General features: G+C 69.7%; 15 protein-coding genes. 6 read left to right on the top strand and 9 right to left on the bottom strand.

What is annotated here, in order from left to right; genetic code table 11:
* Window positions 1-32 precede the first annotated feature (32 nt).
* The 3 genes from thiD to ACS5PV_RS04415 form a co-directional block, all read right to left on the bottom strand.
* A complete protein-coding gene (gene thiD, locus ACS5PV_RS04425; protein ID WP_455394154.1) occupies window positions 33-833 on the bottom strand; it encodes a bifunctional hydroxymethylpyrimidine kinase/phosphomethylpyrimidine kinase in 801 nt (266 codons plus the stop codon).
* A gap of 43 nt (window positions 834-876) precedes the next feature.
* The gene (gene thiE / locus ACS5PV_RS04420) at window positions 877-1,581 is read right to left on the bottom strand and encodes a thiamine phosphate synthase (protein ID WP_455394153.1); all 705 of its coding nucleotides are present in this window, start codon (window positions 1,579-1,581) and stop codon (window positions 877-879) included.
* Between the two features lie 133 nt (window positions 1,582-1,714).
* Window positions 1,715-2,695 carry a DMT family transporter gene (locus ACS5PV_RS04415; protein WP_455394152.1) on the bottom strand — a complete coding sequence of 327 codons (981 nt, stop codon included), beginning with the start codon at window positions 2,693-2,695 and terminating at the stop codon, window positions 1,715-1,717.
* Window positions 2,696-2,961: 266 nt separating this feature from the next.
* Here ACS5PV_RS04415 and ACS5PV_RS04410 point away from each other — a divergent pair, with 266 nt between their 5' ends.
* Both ACS5PV_RS04410 and ACS5PV_RS04405 read left to right on the top strand, forming a co-directional pair.
* Window positions 2,962-3,849 carry a UDP-2,3-diacylglucosamine diphosphatase gene (locus ACS5PV_RS04410; RefSeq protein WP_455394151.1) on the top strand — a complete coding sequence of 296 codons (888 nt, stop codon included), beginning with the start codon at window positions 2,962-2,964 and terminating at the stop codon, window positions 3,847-3,849.
* Entirely contained in the window at window positions 3,846-4,946 is a 1,101-nt protein-coding gene (locus ACS5PV_RS04405) for a glycosyltransferase family 4 protein (RefSeq protein WP_455394150.1), read from the top strand. Before ACS5PV_RS04410 ends, ACS5PV_RS04405 begins: the two co-directional genes overlap by 4 nt.
* 377 nt (window positions 4,947-5,323) lie before the next feature.
* On the opposite strand, the gene ACS5PV_RS04400 is transcribed toward ACS5PV_RS04405, so the two are convergent.
* The 3 genes from ACS5PV_RS04400 to ACS5PV_RS04390 all read right to left on the bottom strand — a co-directional run bounded on the left by ACS5PV_RS04400 (window position 5,324) and on the right by ACS5PV_RS04390 (window position 6,839).
* Window positions 5,324-5,755: a DUF2442 domain-containing protein gene (locus ACS5PV_RS04400; protein WP_455394149.1), complete on the bottom strand. Its 432-nt coding sequence runs from the start codon at window positions 5,753-5,755 to the stop codon at window positions 5,324-5,326.
* 4 nt (window positions 5,756-5,759) lie between these two features.
* Window positions 5,760-5,987, bottom strand: coding sequence for a DUF4160 domain-containing protein (locus ACS5PV_RS04395; protein ID WP_455394148.1), 228 nt, complete (start codon window positions 5,985-5,987; stop codon window positions 5,760-5,762).
* Window positions 5,988-6,395: 408 nt separating this feature from the next.
* Window positions 6,396-6,839, bottom strand: a complete 444-nt coding sequence (locus ACS5PV_RS04390; protein WP_455394147.1) for a DUF488 domain-containing protein — start codon at window positions 6,837-6,839, stop codon at window positions 6,396-6,398.
* 202 nt (window positions 6,840-7,041) lie between these two features.
* Here ACS5PV_RS04390 and ACS5PV_RS04385 point away from each other — a divergent pair, with 202 nt between their 5' ends.
* The gene (locus tag ACS5PV_RS04385; RefSeq protein ID WP_455394146.1) at window positions 7,042-7,902 is read left to right on the top strand and encodes a glycoside hydrolase family 25 protein; all 861 of its coding nucleotides are present in this window, start codon (window positions 7,042-7,044) and stop codon (window positions 7,900-7,902) included.
* 328 nt (window positions 7,903-8,230) lie between these two features.
* Here the strand turns inward: ACS5PV_RS04385 and gcvP are convergent, their stop codons facing one another.
* The 3 genes from gcvP to gcvT form a co-directional block, all read right to left on the bottom strand.
* Entirely contained in the window at window positions 8,231-11,080 is a 2,850-nt protein-coding gene (gene gcvP / locus ACS5PV_RS04380; protein WP_455394145.1) for an aminomethyl-transferring glycine dehydrogenase, read from the bottom strand.
* Between the two features lie 281 nt (window positions 11,081-11,361).
* Window positions 11,362-11,724, bottom strand: coding sequence for a glycine cleavage system protein GcvH (gcvH, locus tag ACS5PV_RS04375; protein WP_455394144.1), 363 nt, complete (start codon window positions 11,722-11,724; stop codon window positions 11,362-11,364).
* A gap of 16 nt (window positions 11,725-11,740) precedes the next feature.
* Complete coding sequence (gcvT, locus tag ACS5PV_RS04370) at window positions 11,741-12,892, bottom strand: glycine cleavage system aminomethyltransferase GcvT (RefSeq protein WP_455394143.1); 1,152 nt, start codon at window positions 12,890-12,892, stop codon at window positions 11,741-11,743.
* A gap of 385 nt (window positions 12,893-13,277) precedes the next feature.
* On the opposite strand from gcvT, the gene mdeB reads away from it, so the two are divergent.
* The 3 genes from mdeB to ACS5PV_RS04355 all read left to right on the top strand — a co-directional run bounded on the left by mdeB (window position 13,278) and on the right by ACS5PV_RS04355 (window position 19,224).
* Complete coding sequence (gene mdeB / locus ACS5PV_RS04365) at window positions 13,278-16,010, top strand: alpha-ketoglutarate dehydrogenase (protein WP_455394142.1); 2,733 nt, start codon at window positions 13,278-13,280, stop codon at window positions 16,008-16,010.
* Window positions 16,011-16,519: 509 nt separating this feature from the next.
* Complete coding sequence (locus tag ACS5PV_RS04360) at window positions 16,520-17,809, top strand: hypothetical protein (RefSeq protein WP_455394141.1); 1,290 nt, start codon at window positions 16,520-16,522, stop codon at window positions 17,807-17,809.
* 407 nt (window positions 17,810-18,216) lie between these two features.
* Complete coding sequence (locus tag ACS5PV_RS04355) at window positions 18,217-19,224, top strand: AAA family ATPase (RefSeq protein WP_455394140.1); 1,008 nt, start codon at window positions 18,217-18,219, stop codon at window positions 19,222-19,224.
* Window positions 19,225-19,227 lie beyond the last annotated feature (3 nt).

The raw sequence follows: 19,227 nt of genomic DNA, 5'->3' as shown, positions 1-19,227 counted from the left end.
GGCCGCGCGGGTCGATTCCGGCGAATGACGCGTCAGTTCCACCAGGCGTGGAAGTGGTGCACCGGCCCGTGGCCGTGCCCGATCCGGATCCGGTCGGAGGCGGCGAGCGCGGCGCCGAGATACGCCTTGGCCGCCTGCGCGGCGTCCGGCAGGGCGAGGCCGCGGGCGAGCCCGGCGGCGAGCGCCGCCGACAGGGTGCAGCCGGTGCCGTGGGTGTTGCGGGTCGCGATCCGCGGTCCCTCCAGGCGCAAGGTGCGGTCGTCGGGCCCGACCAAGAGGTCGACGCTCGATGGGCCGGCCGCGTGGCCGCCCTTCATCAGCACCGCCCGGGGCCCGAGCGCCAGCAGGCGCCGGCCCTGGTCGAGCATCGCCGCCTCGTCCCCGGCGATGCCCTCGCCCAGCAGCACCGCCGCCTCGGGCAGGTTCGGCGTCAGCACCGCGGCGTGCGGCAGGAGCTTGCGGCGCAGCGCCTCGACCGCGTCGTCGGCGAGAAGCCGGTCGCCGCTCGTCGCGACCATCACGGGGTCGAGCACGAGCGGCAGGCCGGCGGCGTGGCGGGCGAGCCCCTCGGCCACCGCGGCGATCACGGGCGCGCGCGACAGCATCCCGATCTTCACCGCCCGCACGTCGAGGTCGGTGAAGACGCTCTCGATCTGGCGCGCGACGAATTCGGGCTCGACGTCGTGGATCGCCTGCACGCCGCGGGTGTTCTGGGCCGTGAGCGCGGTGATGACGCTGGCGCCGTAGACGCCGAGCGCCGAGAAGGTCTTGAGGTCGGCCTGGATGCCGGCGCCGCCGCCGGAATCCGAGCCCGCGATCGTGACGGCGATCATGCGTGGTCTCCGATCGTGCGAAGCCCGACCATGCCGGGTCCGCTCATGCCGCCCCTCGCGCCGCGAGCGCCCCGTCGATCACCGCGCGCAGGTCGCGCGCCCGGGCCTCGACGTCGCGGCCGGTACCGAACAGGGCCGAGATCAGCGCGATCCCGTCCGCCCCCGCGCCGATCGTCGCGGCGGCGTTGCTGCGGTCGATGCCGGCGATCGCCCCGACCGGCAGGCCGCCGCCGCGGGCGAGGCGCGCGCGGAACACGATGCGGTTGAGCCCGTCGAGCCCGACCGGGGGATCGGGATTGTCCTTGCTGGTGGTGGAGAAGACGCCGCCGATGCATGCGTAATCGACCGGCAGCCGGTAGAGCTCGTCGGCTTGTGCCGCGTTCTTGACGGTGAGCCCGACGATCGCCCCGCGGGGCAGGAGGCGCCGGGCGTCGGCCGGGTGCAGGTCTTCCTGGCCGAGATGCACGCCCTCGACCCCGGCGGCGAGCGCGAGGTCGACCCGGTCGTTCATCAGGAGCGGGACGCCGGTGCCCTGGAGCGCCGCGTGGATCCGGCGCAGGCGCGCCACGGTCTCGCGGGCGTTGGCGATCGTCTTCTCGCGGTACTGGAGCAGGGTGCAGCCCCCGGCTGCGGCCTGCGCCGCCATGCGGGCGAGGTGATCGGCATCGCCGCCGCAGACCCCGACATCGAGGAGGCCGTAGAGCCGCAGGTCCACCGGCACGGTCGCGTGCCCGCCATCGGTCGTCACGGGCGGGCTCCCGCGTCATGCGGGCGGGGGCGTGCGGGCATCGGGGCGCTTCCCTGCTGGGCCCGGGATCCCGGGCCGATCGTTCGGTCTCCCGGAGTAAGGGCGGGCACGCGCGGGCGTCAACGGCCCGTCGTCAGCCCGCCCGCGCCCCGCCGGCCGCCTCGCGCGCCCGCTCCACCACCAGGCGCCGCTCGCGCCAGACCACGAACACGCCGGCCGCCGCCACGATGCCGCCGCCGACCGCGATCGAGGCCGTGGGGAGCTGCCCGAACACGAACCAGCCGATCAGCACCGACCACAGCATCGTGGTGTACTCGAAGGGCGCGACCAGCGAGGCGTCGCCGTGGCGGTAGCTCTCGGTGAGCAGGATCTGGCCGATGCCGCCGAGCACGCCGACGACGACGAACAGCGCGAGGTCCGACCAGCCGGGCATCCGCCAGCCGAGCGCCACGGTCGAGAGGCCGAGCAGCGAGGTGAACAGGAAGAAGTACAGCACGATCGCGCCGGTGCGCTCGGTGCCGGTGAGCTTGCGCACCTGGATCGTCGCCGCCGCCGAGCAGCACGCGGCCAGGATCGCGAACAGCGCGCCCGTCGCGCCGCCGCCCGCAGCGCCGCCGAATTCGAGGTGCGGGGCGAGCGTGATCAGCACGCCGAGGAAGCCGACCGAGACGCCGGCCCAGCGATAGGCCTGGACCCGCTCGCGCAGCACGACCGCCGCCAGTACCACCACGAGGAGCGGCGAGGCGTAGCCGATCGCCACCGCGTCGGAGAGCGGCAGGAAGGACAGGCCGGCAAAGCCCGCGAACATGCCGCAGGCGCCGATGATGCTGCGCAGCACGTGGCCCTTGAGGTTCTTCGTCGCCACCGCCTCGCGCACGCTGCCCTGCCAGCGCAGCCACATCAGCAGCGGCGCGATGGCGATGAAGGAGCGGAAGAACACGATCTCGCCGGTGGGGAACCGGTCGGCCAGCGTCTTGACGCCGGCGGACATCAGCGTGAAGGCGAGCGCCGAGAGCACCTTGAGCCCGATGCCGAGATACGGCCGGGCGGCCGCGCGCCCCGACGCGCCAGATCCGGTGACCGACCGGCCGGGGACGACGAGGGGGGCTGCCATGGGCGGGGCGCTTTTCTTGGGTTCGGGGGAGTGGTCGCGGTCGCGCGGGACGCGACCGGGCGTCCGTCAGAACCACGAATCGACACGGCCGAGGTAGAGGCGGTCGCGGGCGGCTGACCTGCGCAATCGGCATGATCCAGTTTAAGCCTCCGCAAAGGAATTCGAGTCCCGGTCCCCGGCCCAGCTTCCGTGCCCGGTGCCCGCGTCATCAAAGTGATACGCGAATAGGGTTTGGCTGGCGCGAGACGCCGCCATGGAGATTGCACGTGTCCGAGGACGCCGACGCGCTGCGCGTGCGAACCCTGTTCCTCTCGGATATCCACCTGGGAACCAAGGGCTGCCAGGCCGAGCTGCTGCTCGACTTCCTGCGGGAAGTGGATGCCGACGAGATCTACCTCGTCGGCGACATCGTCGACGGCTGGAAGCTGCGCTCGGGCTGGTACTGGCCGCAATCGCACAACGACGTGGTGCAGAAGCTGCTGCGGAAGGTGCGCAAGGGCTCGCGCCTCGTCTACGTGCCGGGCAACCACGACGAGTTCCTGCGCGACTTCCTCGACATGCATTTCGGCGGCATCGAGGTCCAGGACCAGGTGCTGCACGAGGCGGCGGACGGCAAGCGCTACCTCGTCATCCACGGCGACCAGTTCGACCTCGTGGTGCGCCACGCCCGCTGGCTGGCCTTCCTCGGCGACGGCGCCTACTCGGCGGCGCTCTTCGTCAACACCCATCTCAACTGGGTGCGCCGGCGCCTCGGCCTGACCTACTGGTCTTTGTCGGCATGGGCCAAGCTGAAGGTGAAGAACGCCGTCAACTTCATCGGCCGCTTCGAGGAATTCTTGATCGCCGAGGCCCGCCGGGCCGAGGCCGACGGGGTGATCTGCGGCCACATCCACCACGCGGCGAGCCGCATGGTCGGCGACATGCACTACCTCAATACCGGCGACTGGGTCGAATCCTGCACCGCGGTGGTCGAGCATTACGACGGCACGATGGAGGTGATCCGCTTCGCCGAGTGGAAGCGAACTGAGGCCGGGACCCCGACGCCCCTGGCCGCGCGCAGCCGCCCGGCCGCCCCGGTCGAGGTCGTCGCCGATCTCGCGCCCGCCGCCCGCGCACCCCTGCCCCCGGTCGCGAACACCCGGGCGGTCGCGTGAGGCTCCTCGTCGCGACCGATGCCTGGCACCCCCAGGTCAACGGCGTCGTCCGCTCCCTCGAGCACATGGTCGCGGCGGGGCGCCGGCGCGGCCACGACCCGGTGATGCTGACGCCCCTCGACTTTTCCAGCGTGCCGCTGCCGGGCTACCCCGAGATCCGGCTGTCGCTCGTCACCGCCCGCGGCGTCGCCGCCCGCTTCCCCGCCCTGGCGCCGACGCACGTCCACATCGCCACCGAGGGGCCGATCGGGCTCGCCACCCGCCGGGTCTGCCTGGCGCAGGGGCGCCCGTTCACCACGAGCTACCACACCCGCTTCCCCGAATACCTCGCCGCCCGCCTACCGGTGCCGGAGCGCTGGAGCTACGCTTGGCTCCGACGCTTCCACTCCGCCGCGAGCGGCACGATGGTGAGCACGCCCTCGCTGGAGCGCGACCTCGCCGGGCGGGGCTTCACCCGGCTGATGCGCTGGAGCCGCGGCGTTGACACCGATCTCTTCCGCCCCCGCGACGGCGAGGCGCCGCCCGCCGCCCTCGCCGGGCTGCCGCGCCCGTTCTTCCTGTTCGTCGGGCGGCTCGCGGTGGAGAAGAACGTCGAGGCGTTCCTGCGCCTCGGCCTGCCCGGCACCAAGCTCGTCGTCGGCGACGGGCCGGACCGGGCGCGGCTCGCCGGCCTCGATCCCGGCGCGCGCTTCCTCGGTACCCTCACCGGCGAGGCCCTGGCCCGGGTCTATTCGGCTTCCGACGTCTTCGTCTTCCCGAGCCTCACCGACACCTTCGGCATCGTGCTCCTGGAGGCGCTGGCGAGCGGCCTTCCGGTGGCGGCCTATCCCGTCACCGGCCCGCTCGACGTGATCGGCGGCACCGGTGCGGGGATCCTCGACCACGATCTCGGCGCGGCGTGCCGCGCGGCGCTCGCGATCCCGCACGAGGCCTGCCGGGCGGAGGCCCTGCGCTACACCTGGGAGGCGAGCGCCGACCAGTTCTACGGCAACATCGAGGCCGCCCATGCCGAGGGGCTGCCGGCGCCGCAGCGGCGGCCGGGTTTGGTGCGGGCGCTGCCGGGCGAGGCGCATGTGCCGCGGGTGGGCGAGGGATAGGCGACGGGCACGCGGGCCGACGTCGCTCTCCGGCATTCTCAGGCTCGTCGTTCAAGATCGCCTGCTCTATGCTGATAGACACGCTCGAGCGGATCGGGTGGTACCCGTCTGCCAAGAAAGCGGGCGTGCCTGGCGGAGCAGCCCTGCTTGTGGAAGATCGCGTCTGAAATCTAATGCCGACGGTCGTTGAAAACGACCTTTGATTCCGTTCTCGAATATTCGAGATGGGTCGGCAGCCTCGTCGATCTCGGGCCTGTCCGAGATCGAAGTTGATGCGTCAGCATCTTAGGCCGTTGGTATAGGTAGAGCCGCCTCTTACAGTGCGGGAGTCCTGTCGGTAAGCGCGCCCGGGGGCGCAGCCAAACCGCTCGCCGGCGTCATGCGGCTTCTACCTCCTGATCCAAGCCGAGCGCCGCCAGCCGCACCGTCTTCGGCAGCAGGTGCGTCCCAGCCTCGTAGTAGCGCCACATGCGCGGGCTGACGCCGAGCGCCGCCGCAGCCTCGGCCTGGGACAGCTTCGGGACGCGCCCTTTCCGCCACGCCAGCAGCCACGCCGCGCCCTGCTCCAATGCCAGCCGCCAGAGCGTGTCGGCGCTGATTTCCATGTCGTCGGACCAATGAGCGTTCCACCCCCACTCACCAACCTCGACGGCCTGGAATGCCTCGGGATCGTCTCGAAGGGGGGCCAACACCTCGAATCGGCCGATATGCTCGCTCACGTCGATCGGGCTCTCGGCGCCGTTTTTCCAGGTGACGACCAGCGTCCGGCCGCGACTGGCCCGAACAGCTTTGATGCTCTGAGTTTCCATCGTCTTACCCCAGCTTGTTGAGCCGGCGCCATGCGGCCCACAGCATGTCGCGGTTCGCTTCGGCCCACGCCATCGCTTCGGCACCCTTGCGAGCATCGCCCGCGCGGATCGTTAGCGTCTCGATCTCGACCAGGGCCCGCCAGCCGCGCCCCTCGATGTGGAAGTGCGGCGGCAGGTGATCGTCGGCATAGATGGCGACCTTGCAGTTCGTGAAACGCTGGATGGTCGGCATCGCCTGTCCCGCCGATAAGGTAGATATAAGGCAATGGTTGCCTATAAAACTAGCGCAAAACGGCAACGATTGCCGTTCTTCTCCCGGGGTGTCACCAGCCGCCGTCCGCGATCCACCTCAATCTCTGTCGGCGGCGGTTATGGAGTCCGGGTTCCGCTGCGCGGCCCCGGGATGACAGGCAAATTTCCAAGATAGGTGGACAGGGCGAGTAACGTGCCATGGGAACACGACGAGGCAGCTGTCTGTAAGAACCTGCCTTCCATTCTCGACCTGGCTGACGCCCTCGGTCCATTCCGGGCTCTCGGAGCGGAGCCCGGATTGCCGCAGGCACGCCCCCGAACCGTGGATGGTGCAGGATCAAGCGCAGGCCATTCCGCCATCTTCTGAAACACCTGAACGTCTCCGCCTTCACGCGAACAGATCCACCACCTCGAACCCCCTCCCCGCCAGCCGCTCGCTCAGGACCCGCCGGTGGCAGCGCTCCGGGTCGCGCTCGAAGCACAGCAGGCAGGTCGGGCCGTCCGCGGCCAGAGCCGCAAGCTCGTCGAGGGCGGCCTCGCCGGCCGCCGTGTCCAGCACCTCGTCGCAGTAGATCCGCCGCATCAGCGCCGCGTCATGGGCGCGCGCCGCCTCGCGGCCGGCCTTCGGCGTGCCGAGGCTGCGCAGATGCGCGTAGCCGATCCCCGCATCGGCCAGTCCCGCGGCCAGCGCGCTCTTCGAGAAGCCGCGCTTGCGCGAGGCCGCCACCGCCCGCACGTCGGCGAGGGTCATGACCCCGGCATCGCGCAGGGCGGCGGCGAAGCGCTCGGTATCGGCGCCTTCGTACCCTATGGTAAACAGAACCTTGGCCATGGCGCGTCCCGGCAAACCTCAGATTCGACCGGGGCTTATGCCCGATGGACGAGGCGCGGGCGAGCCTCGTCCAGGGCTTACGTGGCTTTTGCGCCACGCGTTTCGGAATTCCGTTCAGATCCCGTCAAGCTTCCATTAACCCGCCCCACCGCATCGAATAGCCATAGTGTTCCGCGTGAAGTCAGGCCGCGCCCCGATGCCGATGGAGTCGACGATCCCCTCCGCCCCGTATTCCTCCGTGCTGTCGCGGGGAGTCCTGTGGGGCAAGCGTGCCCTCGCGGCGGCGAGCCTCGCCACGCTGGCGGCCTGCGCCGGTGGGGGCGCCGATTTCTACCCGACCAAGGGCGACGTGAAGCCCCATCCGGGGGTCGCCAAGGCGAAGAACCACCCGATCCAGGGCATCGACGTCTCGAAGTGGCAGGGGCCGATCGACTGGATGTCGGTCAAGGGCGCCGGCACCCAGTTCGCCTACATCAAGGCGACCGAGGGCGGCGACCACGTCGACGACCGCTTCCGCGAGAACTGGGATGGTGCCGGCCGCGCCGGTGTGCCGCGGGGCGCCTACCACTTCGTGTTCTGGTGCCGCTCGGCCAAGGACCAGATGGACTGGTTCAAGCGCAACGTCCCCAACGACCCGACCGCCCTGCCCCCGGTGCTCGACGTCGAGTGGAACGGCCACTCGCAGCTCTGCCCGAAGAAACTGCCGAAGGCCCAGGCCCTCGCGATGACCGAGTACATGCTGCGCGAGATGGAGGCCTACACGGGCAAGCGGCCGATCATCTACACCGACATCACGTTCCACAAGGACGTGCTGGAGGGCGAGCTGCCGGATTACCCGCATTGGGTCCGCTCCACCGCGGCCGAGCCGGAGCAGCGCTACGTCAACCGCGACTGGATGCTGTGGCAGTTCACCTCGACCGGCCGGGTGCCGGGCGTGCGCGGCGACGTCGACCGCAACGCCTTCTACGGCACCAAGGCCGAATGGGCCTCCTTCCTCGCCACCGATTGCGACCCGCGCCATCACCGCCGGCTCTCCGAGGCGGGCTTGTGCACCGACAAGTGACCGGACCGCACGGTTGAGAACGAGGAAGCCCGGTCCGCGACGCGCGGCCGGGCTTCCTGCTGTCGGTCTGGCGCATCGCACTGACGGAACCGACATCCACGCGGTCAGTCCGGGGCCGCGGAAGCGCAGCCCCGAGTGCCGCAGGCACATCCTGAACCATACGCGGTCTCGATCCGGGGCTCTCGCCGGCGACGAGCCCCGGGAGGATGATGGAGGGCTCTACGCCTCCGGCCCCGTCACGCAGGCCCTGCGCCTCGCGATGCCGGCTCGAGGCGATGACCGGACACGATCGGCCCGGTCATCGTTCCGGCATCGGCAGGCTCGGCCCTTACTCGGCCGCCTTCATGTAGCTCTCCACCGGCGGGCAGGCGCAGACGAGGTTGCGGTCGCCGTAGGCGTTGTCGACCCGGTTGACCGGCGGCCAGTACTTGTCGACCCGGAAGGCGCCGGCCGGGAAGCAGGCGGCCTCGCGGGAATAGGGCCGCTCCCACGGGCCGATCAGGTCCTCCACCGTGTGGGGGGCGTTCTTGAGCGGGTTGTCGGCCCGGTCCATCCGGCCCTCCTCGATCGCCCGGATCTCGTCCCGGATCGCCAGCATGGCGTCGCAGAAGCGGTCGATCTCGCCCTTGGTCTCGGACTCGGTCGGCTCGATCATCAGTGTGCCGGCCACCGGCCAGCTCATCGTCGGCGGGTGGAAGCCGCAATCGATCAGCCGCTTGGCGATGTCCTCGACGCTGACGCCGGCGCTCTTCATCAGCGGGCGGGCGTCGATGATGCACTCGTGCGCCACGCGCCCGTGGGTGCCGGTGTAGAGCACGTCGTAGGCGCCCGCGAGGCGCTTGGCGATGTAGTTGGCGTTGAGGATCGCGATGCGGGTCGCCTGCGTCAGCCCGCGCCCGCCCATCAGCAGGCAGTAGCTCCAGGAGATCGGTAGGATCGCCGCGGAGCCGTAGGGCGCGGCCGAGACCGAGAACTCGCGCCCGTCGGTCTCGACGTGGCCGGGCAGGAACGGGATCAGGTGCGCCTTGACGCCGATCGGCCCCATGCCGGGCCCGCCGCCGCCATGCGGGATGCAGAAGGTCTTGTGCAGGTTGATGTGGCTGACGTCGGCCCCGATGTCGCCGGGCCGGGCGAGGCCGACGAGCGCGTTGAGGTTGGCGCCGTCGAGATAGACCTGGCCGCCATGGGCGTGGGTGATGTCGCAGATCTCCCGCACCGCCTCCTCGAACACCCCGTGGGTGGACGGGTAGGTGATCATGCAGGCGGCGAGGTTGTCGCTGTGCTTCTCCGCCTTGGCGCGCAGATCGGCCACGTCGACGTTGCCGTTGCGGTCGGCGCCGACCACCACCACGGTCATGCCGCACATCTGCGCCGAGGCCGGGTTGGTGCCGTGGGCCGAGGACGGGATCAGGCAGACAGTGCGGTGCCCCTCCCCGCGCGACAGGTGGTATGCGCGGATCGCCAAGAGGCCCGCATACTCGCCCTGGGCGCCGGAATTCGGCTGCATCGAGATCGCCGCGTAGCCGGTGATGTCGGCGAGCTTCTGCGAGAGATCTTGGATCATCTCGGCGTAGCCCTCGGCCTGGTCCTTCGGCGCGAACGGGTGCAGCTCCGAGAATTCCGGCCACGAGATCGGCAGCATCTCGGCCGTGGCGTTGAGCTTCATCGTGCACGAGCCGAGCGGGATCATCGCCCGGTCGAGGGCGAGGTCGCGGTCGGCGAGGCGACGCATGTAGCGCGTCATCTCGCTCTCGGCCCGGTTCATGTGGAAGATCGGGTGGGTCAGGTACTCCGACGTCCGGATCAGGTCCGCCGGCAGGCGCGGCTCGGGCCAGGATTCGTCGTAGGCGAGGCTGTCGCCCCCGAAGGCGCGCCACACCGCCTCGATGATGTCGGGCCGCGTGCGCTCGTCGACCGTGATGCCGATCCGGTCGTTGCCCACTTTTCGCAGGTTGATCCCGTTGGCGACGGCGTTCTTCAGGATCACGCCCTGGAACGGCCCGACCGTGACGGTGATCGTGTCGAAGAAGGCGTCCGGGTGGGTCTCGAAGCCGAGCTGGTTCAGGCCGGCGGCGAGCCGCGTCGCGTCGCGGTGGATGCGCATCGCGATCGCCTTGAGCCCGCGCGGCCCGTGGAACACCGCGTACATCGAGGCGATGACCGCCAGCAGCACCTGGCTGGTGCAGATGTTCGAGGTCGCCTTCTCGCGCCGGATGTGCTGCTCGCGGGTCTGGAGCGAGAGCCGGTAGGCGCGGTTGCCGCGGGAATCGACCGAGACGCCGACGATGCGCCCGGGCAGCGAGCGCTTGTGGGCGTCGCGGGTCGCCATGTAGGCGGCGTGCGGGCCGCCGTAGCCCATCGGCACGCCGAAGCGCTGCATCGAGCCGACCGCGATGTCGGCCCCCATCTCGCCCGGGGGCTTCAACACCGTCAGCGACAGCGGATCGGCCGCCACCACGGCGATGGCGCCGGCCTCATGGAGCTTGGTGATGACGTCGGTGAAGTCGTGGGCCGCGCCCTCGACGCCCGGATACTGGAAGATCGCGCCGAAGACCGCGTTGGGATCGAGGTCGGTGAAGGGATCGCCGACGACGATCCGCCAGCCGAACGGCTCGGCCCGGGTCTTCAGCACCGCGATGGTCTGCGGCAGGCACTGCGCGTCGACGAAGAACGTGTCGGGCTTGGCGGTCGCGATGCGGCGCGCCATGCCCATCGCCTCGGCGGCGGCGGTCGCCTCGTCGAGGAGCGAGGCGTTGGCGATGTCGAGCCCGGTCAGGTCGCTGACGCAGGTCTGGAAGTTGAGCAGCGCCTCGAGCCGGCCCTGGCTGATCTCGGGCTGGTAGGGCGAGTAGGCCGTGTACCAGGCCGGGTTCTCGAAGATGTTGCGCTGGATCGCCGGCGGCATCGTGGTGCCGTGGTAGCCCTGGCCGATCAGCGAGGTCAGCAGCTTGTTCTTGTTGGCCGTCGCCCGCAGGCGCTCGATCGCCCGGCGCTCCGACAGGGCGGCGCCGAACTCGGTCGCCTCCTTCTGGCGGATCCCCGCCGGCAGGGTCTCGTCGATCAGGGCGTCGAGGCTGTCAGAACCGACCACCTCCAGCATGCGGGCGATCTCGTCCACCGACGGGCCGATATGGCGGCGGTTGGCGAAGTCGTAGGGATCGTACTTGTCCATCGGCATGGAGGGGGTGCCCTGGTCGGAGCCGTGCGGTGCGGCTTGAAAGGTGGAGCGCTTCTCCCCTCTCCAGGCGATGCCGGGCTTGCCCGGTATCGCTGCAAGGTGTGGGAGAGGGGCCGGGGGTGAGGGTGATACGCTTCAGTGCGAAACGCTGAGCGTCGTGCTGGCAGCGGGACCGTTCAGGCAAATCCTGAAGCGCGCCACCCTCACCCCTACCCCTCTCCTACACGGGAGAGGGGATCCCGCGCTTGACTGGTCTCGAAACAGATCAGGCTGACATCATGTCAGCCCACGAAGGCGCGGTAGGCCGCCTCGTCCATCAGCCCGTCGAGCTGGGACGGGTTCGAGAGGCGCACGCGGTAGAGCCAGCCGGCGCCCTGCGGATCGGTGCCGACGCTCTCGGGGCTCGCCACCGCGGCCTCGTTGACCTCGGTCACCTCGCCGTCGACCGGCGCGTAGACGTCGGAGGCCGCCTTGACCGATTCCACCACCGCGGCGGCGGCGCCCTTGGTCAGCGTGGCGCCGACCTTCGGCAGCTCGACGAAGACGAGGTCGCCGAGCTGCTCGGCGGCGTGGTCGGTGATCCCCACCGTCGCCACGTCGCCCTCCAGGCGCAGCCACTCGTGCTCGTCGGTATATTTCAGCATGTCTCGTTTCCTTCGTTCAGGAACGCTTGAAGCCGGCGGGGCGGAACGGCAGCGGCACCACCGCGCATGGCAGGCGCTGGCCGCGCACCTCGGCGAAGACGTGGGTGCCCGGCACCGCGAGCGCGCGCGGCACCACCCCCATGGCGACCGGCCCCTCCAGGCTCGGCCCGAAGCCGCCGGAGGTCACCCGGCCGACCGCCTCGGATCCGTCGGCGGTCTCGTAGAGGGCGGCGCCGGCCCGGACCGGGGTGCGCCCCTCCGGCCGCAGGCCCACCCGCAGGCGCGCCGGGCCGTCGGCGAGCTCGGCCAGGATGCGCTCGGCGCCGGGGAAGCCCCCGGCCCGGGCGCCGCCGAGGCGGCGCACCTTCGGGATCGCCCAGGACAGGCCGGCCTCGACCGGCGAGGTCTCGTGGTCGATGTCCGAGCCGTGCAGGCACAAGCCCGCTTCGAGCCGCAGGGAATCGCGGGCGCCGAGCCCGATCGGCTTCACCTCGGGGTCGGCCAGCAGCGCCCGGGCGAGCGCCACGGCGGCGTCGGGCGGCAGCGCGATCTCGAACCCGTCCTCGCCGGTATAGCCGGAACGCACCACCACGCCGTCCTCGCCCTGGAACGCGATCGTGCGCGCATCCATGAAGCGCATCTCGGCGACCACGGGCAGGTGGCGCGCGAGCGCACCTTCCGCCCCCGGGCCCTGGAGCGCGATCAGCGCCCGCTCGACCGGCTCCACGATGCACTCGGTGCCGATCGCGTCGAGGAGGTGGGCGAGGCCCGCGGCCTTGTTGGCGGCGTTGACGATCAGGAGGTAGTGGTCGCTTAAGTTGGCGAGCATCAGGTCGTCGAGGATGCCGCCGCCCTGCGTGGTCAGGAATCCGTAGCGCTGGCGCCCGGCGCCCAACCCCACGACGTCGATCGGCAGCACCGTCTCGAGGGCGCGGGCGGCGTCCGCGAGGTCGCCGGAGCGGGCCCGCACGGCGATCTGGCCCATATGCGACACGTCGAACAGCCCGGCGGCCTTGCGGGTGTGCAGGTGCTCCTTGAGGAGCCCGAGCGGGTATTGCAGCGGCATCATGTAGCCGGCGAACGGCACCATCCGGGCGCCGACCTCCAGGTGCAGATCGTGCAGGGGGGTCTGGAGCAGGCTGAGGCTGGCGGCCGGATCGGCGGTCATCGCGAGGCTGTGTCCCGAGGCAGGCACGGGCATGGCCGAGCCGGCGACCCCGCATCCCCGGCCGATACGGTCTCGACGAGGGACGAGCGATGGGGAGGCCGGCCCCGCACAGCCCGACTCGGCGCGGACTTTAGGACAAAGGTGCCATTGACGCTACCTGCCGGACATTGTGGAGCGCGCGATGCGCGAGCCTCGGATCTGGCGGCGCATCCTGTCGCCGGCCGCCGAACGGCGCCGCTTCGCCCTCGCCCCGCGGCAAGATCGACCACGCATGATCGATCTCGCGAAAATGTTTTGCGCTGGCCCTCGATCCGGCGGCAAACGAAGCAGCTTCTGCCGCGACCGGGGGATTATCCTGGCGCCATCTTTTGGGAGGATGAAGGCCATGAGCGCGAGCGCCAAGCCGGTCCCGGCCGTACCGGTCAACGAGAACGAGCGCACCAGCAACCAAGCCATTCTGGGCCCGCGCGGCGTGGCCGATCCGGATCCGGCCGAGACCGCGGACTGGCTCGCCTCGCTCGAATCGGTGCTCCGCCACGGCGGCGCGGCGCGAGCCCGCTTCCTGCTCGACCGGCTGGAGCAGAAGGCGCGCGAGATCGGCGTCGTCGAGGAGGCGCCGCCCTACTCGCCCTACCGCAATACCATCCCGCTGGAGAAGCAGCCGCCCTATCCGGGCGACCTCGCGGTCGAGGAGCGCATCACCTCGATCATGCGCTGGAACGCGCTCGCCATGGTGGTGCGGGCCAACATGGCCTACGGCGAGCTCGGCGGCCACGTCGCCTCCTACGCCTCGGCCGCCGAGATCTTCGAGCTCGGCTTCAACCACTTCTTCCAGGCCGGCGACGCGAGCGGAGCGGGCGCCGACCTCGTGTTCTTCCAGCCGCACTCGGCGCCCGGCGTCTACGCCCGCGCCTTCCTGGAGGGGCGGCTCTCCGAGACCAACCTGAAGCATTACCGCCAGGAGATCGCCGGCGAGGGCCTGTGCTCCTACCCCCATCCCTGGTTGATGCCCGAGTTCTGGCAGGTGCCGACCGGCTCGATGGGCATCGGGCCGATGAACGCGATCTACCAGGCGCGCTTCATGCGCTACTTGAGCGACCGGGGTTTGGCCGATACCGCCGGCCAGCACGTCTGGGGCGTGTTCGGCGACGGCGAGATGGACGAGCCGGAATCGATCGGTGCGCTGACGCTGGCGGCGCGCGAAAAGCTCGACAACGTCACCTTCGTCATCAACTGCAACCTGCAGCGCCTCGACGGACCGGTGCGCGGCAACGGCCAGATCATCCAGGAGCTGGAGAGCGTTTTTCGCGGTGCCGGCTGGAACGTCGTCAAGGTGCTGTGGGGCTCGGAGTGGGACGCGATCTTCGCCCGCGACACCAACCACGCCTTACTTCGCCGCTTCGCCGCCACCGTCGACGGCAAGTACCAGACGCTCGGCGCCAAGGACGGCGCCTACAACCTCGCCCACTTCTTCGGCGAGGATGACGAGGTGAAGGCGCTGGTCTCGCACATGTCGGACGGCGACGTCGACAAGCTGAAGCGCGGCGGCCACGATTTCCGCAAGCTCTACGCGGCCTTCGCCGCCGCCAAGGCGACCAAGGGCCGCCCGACCGTGATCCTGGCCAAGACCAAGAAGGGTTACGGCATGGGGGGGGCCGGCGAGTCGCGCATGACCGCCCACCAGGCCAAGAAGCTCGATACCGACGCGCTGAAGGCGTTCCGCGATCGCTTCGCCCTGCCGCTCACCGACGCGCAGGTCGAGGGGCTGGAATTCTACAAGCCGGACGAGAACAGCCGCGAGCTGCGCTACCTGCGCGAGCGCCGCGAGAAGCTCGGCGGCTTCCTGCCCAAGCGCCGGCGCACCGCCGCCCACGTTGCGGTGCCGGACCTCTCGACCTATGCGGGCTTCGCGCTCGAGGCCGACGGCAAGGAGATGTCGACCACCACCGCGGCGGTGCGGCTGTTCAGCAGCCTCATCAAGCACAAGGAGCTGGGTCCGCGCGTCGTGCCGATCGTCGCCGACGAGGCGCGCACCTTCGGCATGGCGAACCTGTTCCGGCAGGTCGGCATCTACTCGCCGCTCGGCCAGCTCTACGAGCCGGAGGATGCCGGCTCGATGCTCTATTACAAGGAGTCGCGCGACGGGCAGCTGCTCGAGGAGGGCATCACCGAGGCGGGCGCGATCTCGTCCTGGGCCGCGGCCGCGACGTCCTACAGCGTCCACGGCCTCGCGATGCTGCCGTTCTACATCTACTACTCGATGTTCGGCTTCCAGCGCGTCGGCGACCTGATCTGGGCGGCGGCCGACCAGCGCGCCCGCGGCTTCCTCATCGGCGCCACGGCGGGCCGCACCACGCTCGGCGGCGAGGGATTGCAGCATCAGGACGGGTCGAGCCATCTGGTGGCCGCAACGATCCCGAACTGCCGCGCCTATGACCCCGCCTTCGCCTACGAGATGGCGGTGATCCTCGACCACGGCGCCCGCGACATGATGGAGCGCGACGTCGACGCGTTCTACTACGTCACGGCGATGAACGAGAACTACGCCCAACCGTCGATGCCCGACGGCGTGCGCGACGGGATCATCCGCGGGATGTATCGTTTTGCCGGCTACGGAGATGGTGAGCCGGCTATTCGGCTACTCGGTTCGGGAGCGATCCTGCCCGAGGTCATCGCCGCGGCGAAGCTTCTCGCCGAGGAATGGGGCATCGCCGCCGAGGTCCACAGCGTCACGAGCTTCAGCGAGCTTGCCCGCGAGGCCCGCGAGGTCGAGCGGTCGAACCGGCTGAACCCGAGCCTGCCGCAGAAGCGCAGCCTCGTGGAAGAGTCGCTGCCCGGGCCCATTCCGGTCGTCGCCGCCACCGACTACGTCCGCGCCTACCCGCAGCTGATCGCGACCGCGATCCAGGCCCGCTACGTCACCCTCGGTACCGACGGCTTCGGCCGCAGCGACACCCGCAGCGCGCTGCGCGCCTTCTTCGAGGTCGACCGGCACCACGTCGCGGTGGCGGCGCTCGCCGCGCTCGCTGACGAGGGCACGCTCGACCGGGCGAAGGTGGCCGATGCGGTGGCCCGCTACGGAATCAGCCCGAACCGGCCGGCGCCGTGGACGGTGTGAGGCGACGCGCGTCGTGAGGCGGGGCGCTCCCTCGGGGAGCGCCCTCCCCTTCTCCCCTATGAGCCGGGCGGCATGAAGCCCGCGACCGTGACGGCGGCGATGTGAACGCCCTTCTCCTAGAAACTCTCGAAGAGGTCCCACGCCATGATCCGCTGCGGCATGGTCGAACTGTCTCTCGCAAAACTCGCGGTCATCCGCGTCGCTTGATGTGGCAGCGCCAGCGCAGCGGAAGTTTCGTGAGGTGCACTAAGCCTGGCTACGCATGCGCCGACAACCTCGTATTACACTGTCCGTAGGGGATCTCCGGTGGTGCCGCGTTGCGCTACGCAACCTCCGGGAACCTCTCGCTCACGTAATCATTAAAAAGAGCGTCAACCATTTCGCGAAGCCTCGATCAGATTGCGCCCAAAACGATTGAAATAGAACAAAACTACTAAAATACGATGAATCTTATTTAGATCCCGGTCTGGATTTTAGCGGAAATCATCCTCCAGACGAAGGGGTTCGACATGCAGATAGGGCAATATACCAAGTCCCAAATCAATTCTTTCTTCTCCAGATATGCAGACACATCTCCATCGACAGCAGGTGATACTCTCAAGTCGTCCGCGACAGCCGCCGCGAAGGCCCGCGAGGCTTACTACGCCTACGACCGGAGCAAGGTCTCTGGCAGCAAGCCAAAATCGAATGACGCAGCGATCGACAATAAAATCTCTCAGAAACGCTCAGACAAGTCGAAGGAGCCGAACGCCATTGCTCTCACATCACCTTCGGCTAAAGCGACTGCAAGTGCGTCCATCAACGCGTCTTTGAAGGCTCTGGAGAAGGCGAACATCAACTCTTCTCCGACTGCGTCCTTGGGCGGTAGCGATATCGATGCCAATATCAATACGCAGGCGGCCGATGCGACGGTCAAGGCCTCTGTCGCAGGCGCGAAGGCTGACGCCAAAATCGGCATCGATACGAAGTCCGGGGATGTCGCGGTCTCCGTGCAGGCACTCGATGGCGTGAAGGACGGGGTAGCGGGTCAGGCGCTCGACGCCCTGGGCGTGGCGCCCGGCGGCGTCCAGGCGAGCGTGGAGGTCTCAGCCCCGGTGGTTGCTGCCGTCACCTCGACCGTCGCGGATGCCGTCGCCACGCCCGCTGTTTCCTCGACGATCGCGCAGGTCACCGCGACGACCGGCGCCTTCTCCGGCGCCGCGCAGGCTGTGACCGCTCCGGTCGTGGCGCCAGTGACCTCGGTCCTGAGCGACACAACGTCGAGCCCGTCTGTCGTAAGCGCGACGACCGCCTACCTGGCGAGCACGATGGCATCCGTCACTGGCACCGTCTCTCCGAGCACGGCGGCGGGAACGACATCGGGCGGCAGCAGCACGGCTTCAACGACCACAGCCTCCACGGTCTCCAGCGGGACGACGCAGGTCCTGGGCGAAGCCACCTCGCTCCTGAGCGGCATGACCTCAGCCTTGACCGGAAGCACGGCCACCTCGACGACGTCGCCGACCGCCGGTGGGACAACGACGGCACCGACCACTACGACATCCGGCACGAGCGCGACCGCGGCTCCCGCGATCGTGACGGCGTCAGGCACCACGTCGACCACGGCACCTGCAACGACCACGGCTCCTACGACCAGCGCCACCACGACGACCGCAACTGCGCCCAAGACGACAACGACGACATCGACCACCAACCTCGTGACCAGCACGCTTTCGTTCGGAACGTCATTGCTGACCTACCCGGCCAAGACAGCGACAGCCGTCATCGGTTCGGTCACGGGACCGTATAGGCGATTTTGACTCGGAAGCTGCGCACCCGGAGCTTTCATCGTCGACAATGATGCAAGGATGAGCTTGCGCTGACCGAACAAGTCCTGGTTGGACCAGAGCATTTTCCGATGAAGTGGATGCCGGTTCGTCGGAAATGCTCTGGAGCCACGGGTGGCCTGTCCAGGCAACCGCAGATCATCGTCCCGTCGAGCAGCCTGCGAGCGGACGTTCACAGCTTCAGTACCGGGTCGCATGCAGCCCCTCGCTCGGTCAAGCTGACTGGGTTCGATTCGAGACGTCCGGCATTCTCATCCTGCGCCGCGGACTTAAGCACACCCCGCCTCCCTCACCCGCGGGATTGACGCACCAAGCAAGACGCGGCCTGATCCCCCGCAACGCCGGCACGCCAAGCACCGGCCCGAGGGGGAGACGCCAGGATGGCGCGAGGCGCTGAACAGGCCGCGCTGCGCAGCGTCGCGGCAGCCGACGATCCCGTCCGCGCGCGCCTCGACGTCCTGCGGACCGGCCTCGAAGCCGGCCTGATCGGTGCCTCCGGCCTCGTCGAGCGGCTCCTGATCGGGCTCCTCACCGGCGGCCACCTCTTGATCGAGGGCGCGCCGGGCCTCGCCAAGACCCGGGCGGTCAAGCGACTCGCCGACGGGCTCGACACGGGATTCGCCCGCATCCAGTGCACCCCCGACCTGATGCCCGCCGACCTCACCGGCACCACGGTCTGGCGGCCGGACGGCGGCCGGTTCGAGTTCCTGGAAGGCCCGCTGTTCCACTCCCTGGTGCTCGTCGACGAGGTCAACCGGGCGCCGCCGAAGGTGCAGTCGGCGCTGCTCGAGGCGATGGCCGAGCAGCAGGTCACGGTGGCGGGCACAACCCACCCCCTGCCCGATCCGTTCATGGTGGTGGCGACCCAGAACCCGATCGAGCATGCCGGCACCTTCCCGCTGCCGGAGGCGCAGCTCGACCGGTTCCTGCTCCACGTCGCCGTCGCGATGCCGGACGAGGTCGCCGAGCGCCGCATCCTCGACCTCGTCGAGGGCGAGATGACGGAGGCAGTGGCAGCCATGCCGGTGCGCCTCACGGCCGAGGAACTGCGCCAAGCCCGAACTGCTGCGCTCAAGGTCCACGTCTCGCCGGCGCTCAAGGACTTTCTGGTCCGCCTCGTCGGTGCCACCCGGGGCGGGCCGGCGGCGCCGGACCTGCGGGCCGCGATCGAGCATCCGGTCTCGCCCCGCGGGACGCTAGCCCTGATGCTCGCCGGCAAGGCCCGGGCCTACCTGCACGGGCGCGACCACGTCGTGCCGGACGACGTCGCGGCGCTCGCCGGCGACGCGCTCGCCCACCGCCTCGCCCTGACCTGGCGCGCTTCGGCGGATGGGCAGACCGCCCGCGCCGTGGTCGCCGGCCTGCTCGACCGGGTGCACCCGCTCTGAGGA

This window comes from Methylobacterium sp. Gmos1 (assembly GCF_053764715.1).
This window is presented reverse-complemented; position numbering and strand designations above follow the sequence as displayed.

What these genes read in the sequence shown, in the direction of transcription:
- thiD (WP_455394154.1), bottom strand. Translation starts at nt 833, where the DNA reads ATGATCGCCGTCACGATCGCGGGCTCGGATTCCGGCGGCGGCGCCGGC.
- ACS5PV_RS04415 (WP_455394152.1), bottom strand. Translation starts at nt 2,695, where the DNA reads ATGGCAGCCCCCCTCGTCGTCCCCGGCCGGTCGGTCACCGGATCTGGC.
- ACS5PV_RS04400 (WP_455394149.1), bottom strand. Translation starts at nt 5,755, where the DNA reads ATGGAAACTCAGAGCATCAAAGCTGTTCGGGCCAGTCGCGGCCGGACG.
- ACS5PV_RS04395 (WP_455394148.1), bottom strand. Translation starts at nt 5,987, where the DNA reads ATGCCGACCATCCAGCGTTTCACGAACTGCAAGGTCGCCATCTATGCC.
- ACS5PV_RS04390 (WP_455394147.1), bottom strand. Translation starts at nt 6,839, where the DNA reads ATGGCCAAGGTTCTGTTTACCATAGGGTACGAAGGCGCCGATACCGAG.
- ACS5PV_RS04385 (WP_455394146.1), top strand. Translation starts at nt 7,042, where the DNA reads ATGGAGTCGACGATCCCCTCCGCCCCGTATTCCTCCGTGCTGTCGCGG.
- gcvP (WP_455394145.1), bottom strand. Translation starts at nt 11,080, where the DNA reads ATGCCGATGGACAAGTACGATCCCTACGACTTCGCCAACCGCCGCCAT.
- gcvH (WP_455394144.1), bottom strand. Translation starts at nt 11,724, where the DNA reads ATGCTGAAATATACCGACGAGCACGAGTGGCTGCGCCTGGAGGGCGAC.
- gcvT (WP_455394143.1), bottom strand. Translation starts at nt 12,892, where the DNA reads ATGACCGCCGATCCGGCCGCCAGCCTCAGCCTGCTCCAGACCCCCCTG.
- mdeB (WP_455394142.1), top strand. Translation starts at nt 13,278, where the DNA reads ATGAGCGCGAGCGCCAAGCCGGTCCCGGCCGTACCGGTCAACGAGAAC.
- ACS5PV_RS04360 (WP_455394141.1), top strand. Translation starts at nt 16,520, where the DNA reads ATGCAGATAGGGCAATATACCAAGTCCCAAATCAATTCTTTCTTCTCC.
- ACS5PV_RS04355 (WP_455394140.1), top strand. Translation starts at nt 18,217, where the DNA reads ATGGCGCGAGGCGCTGAACAGGCCGCGCTGCGCAGCGTCGCGGCAGCC.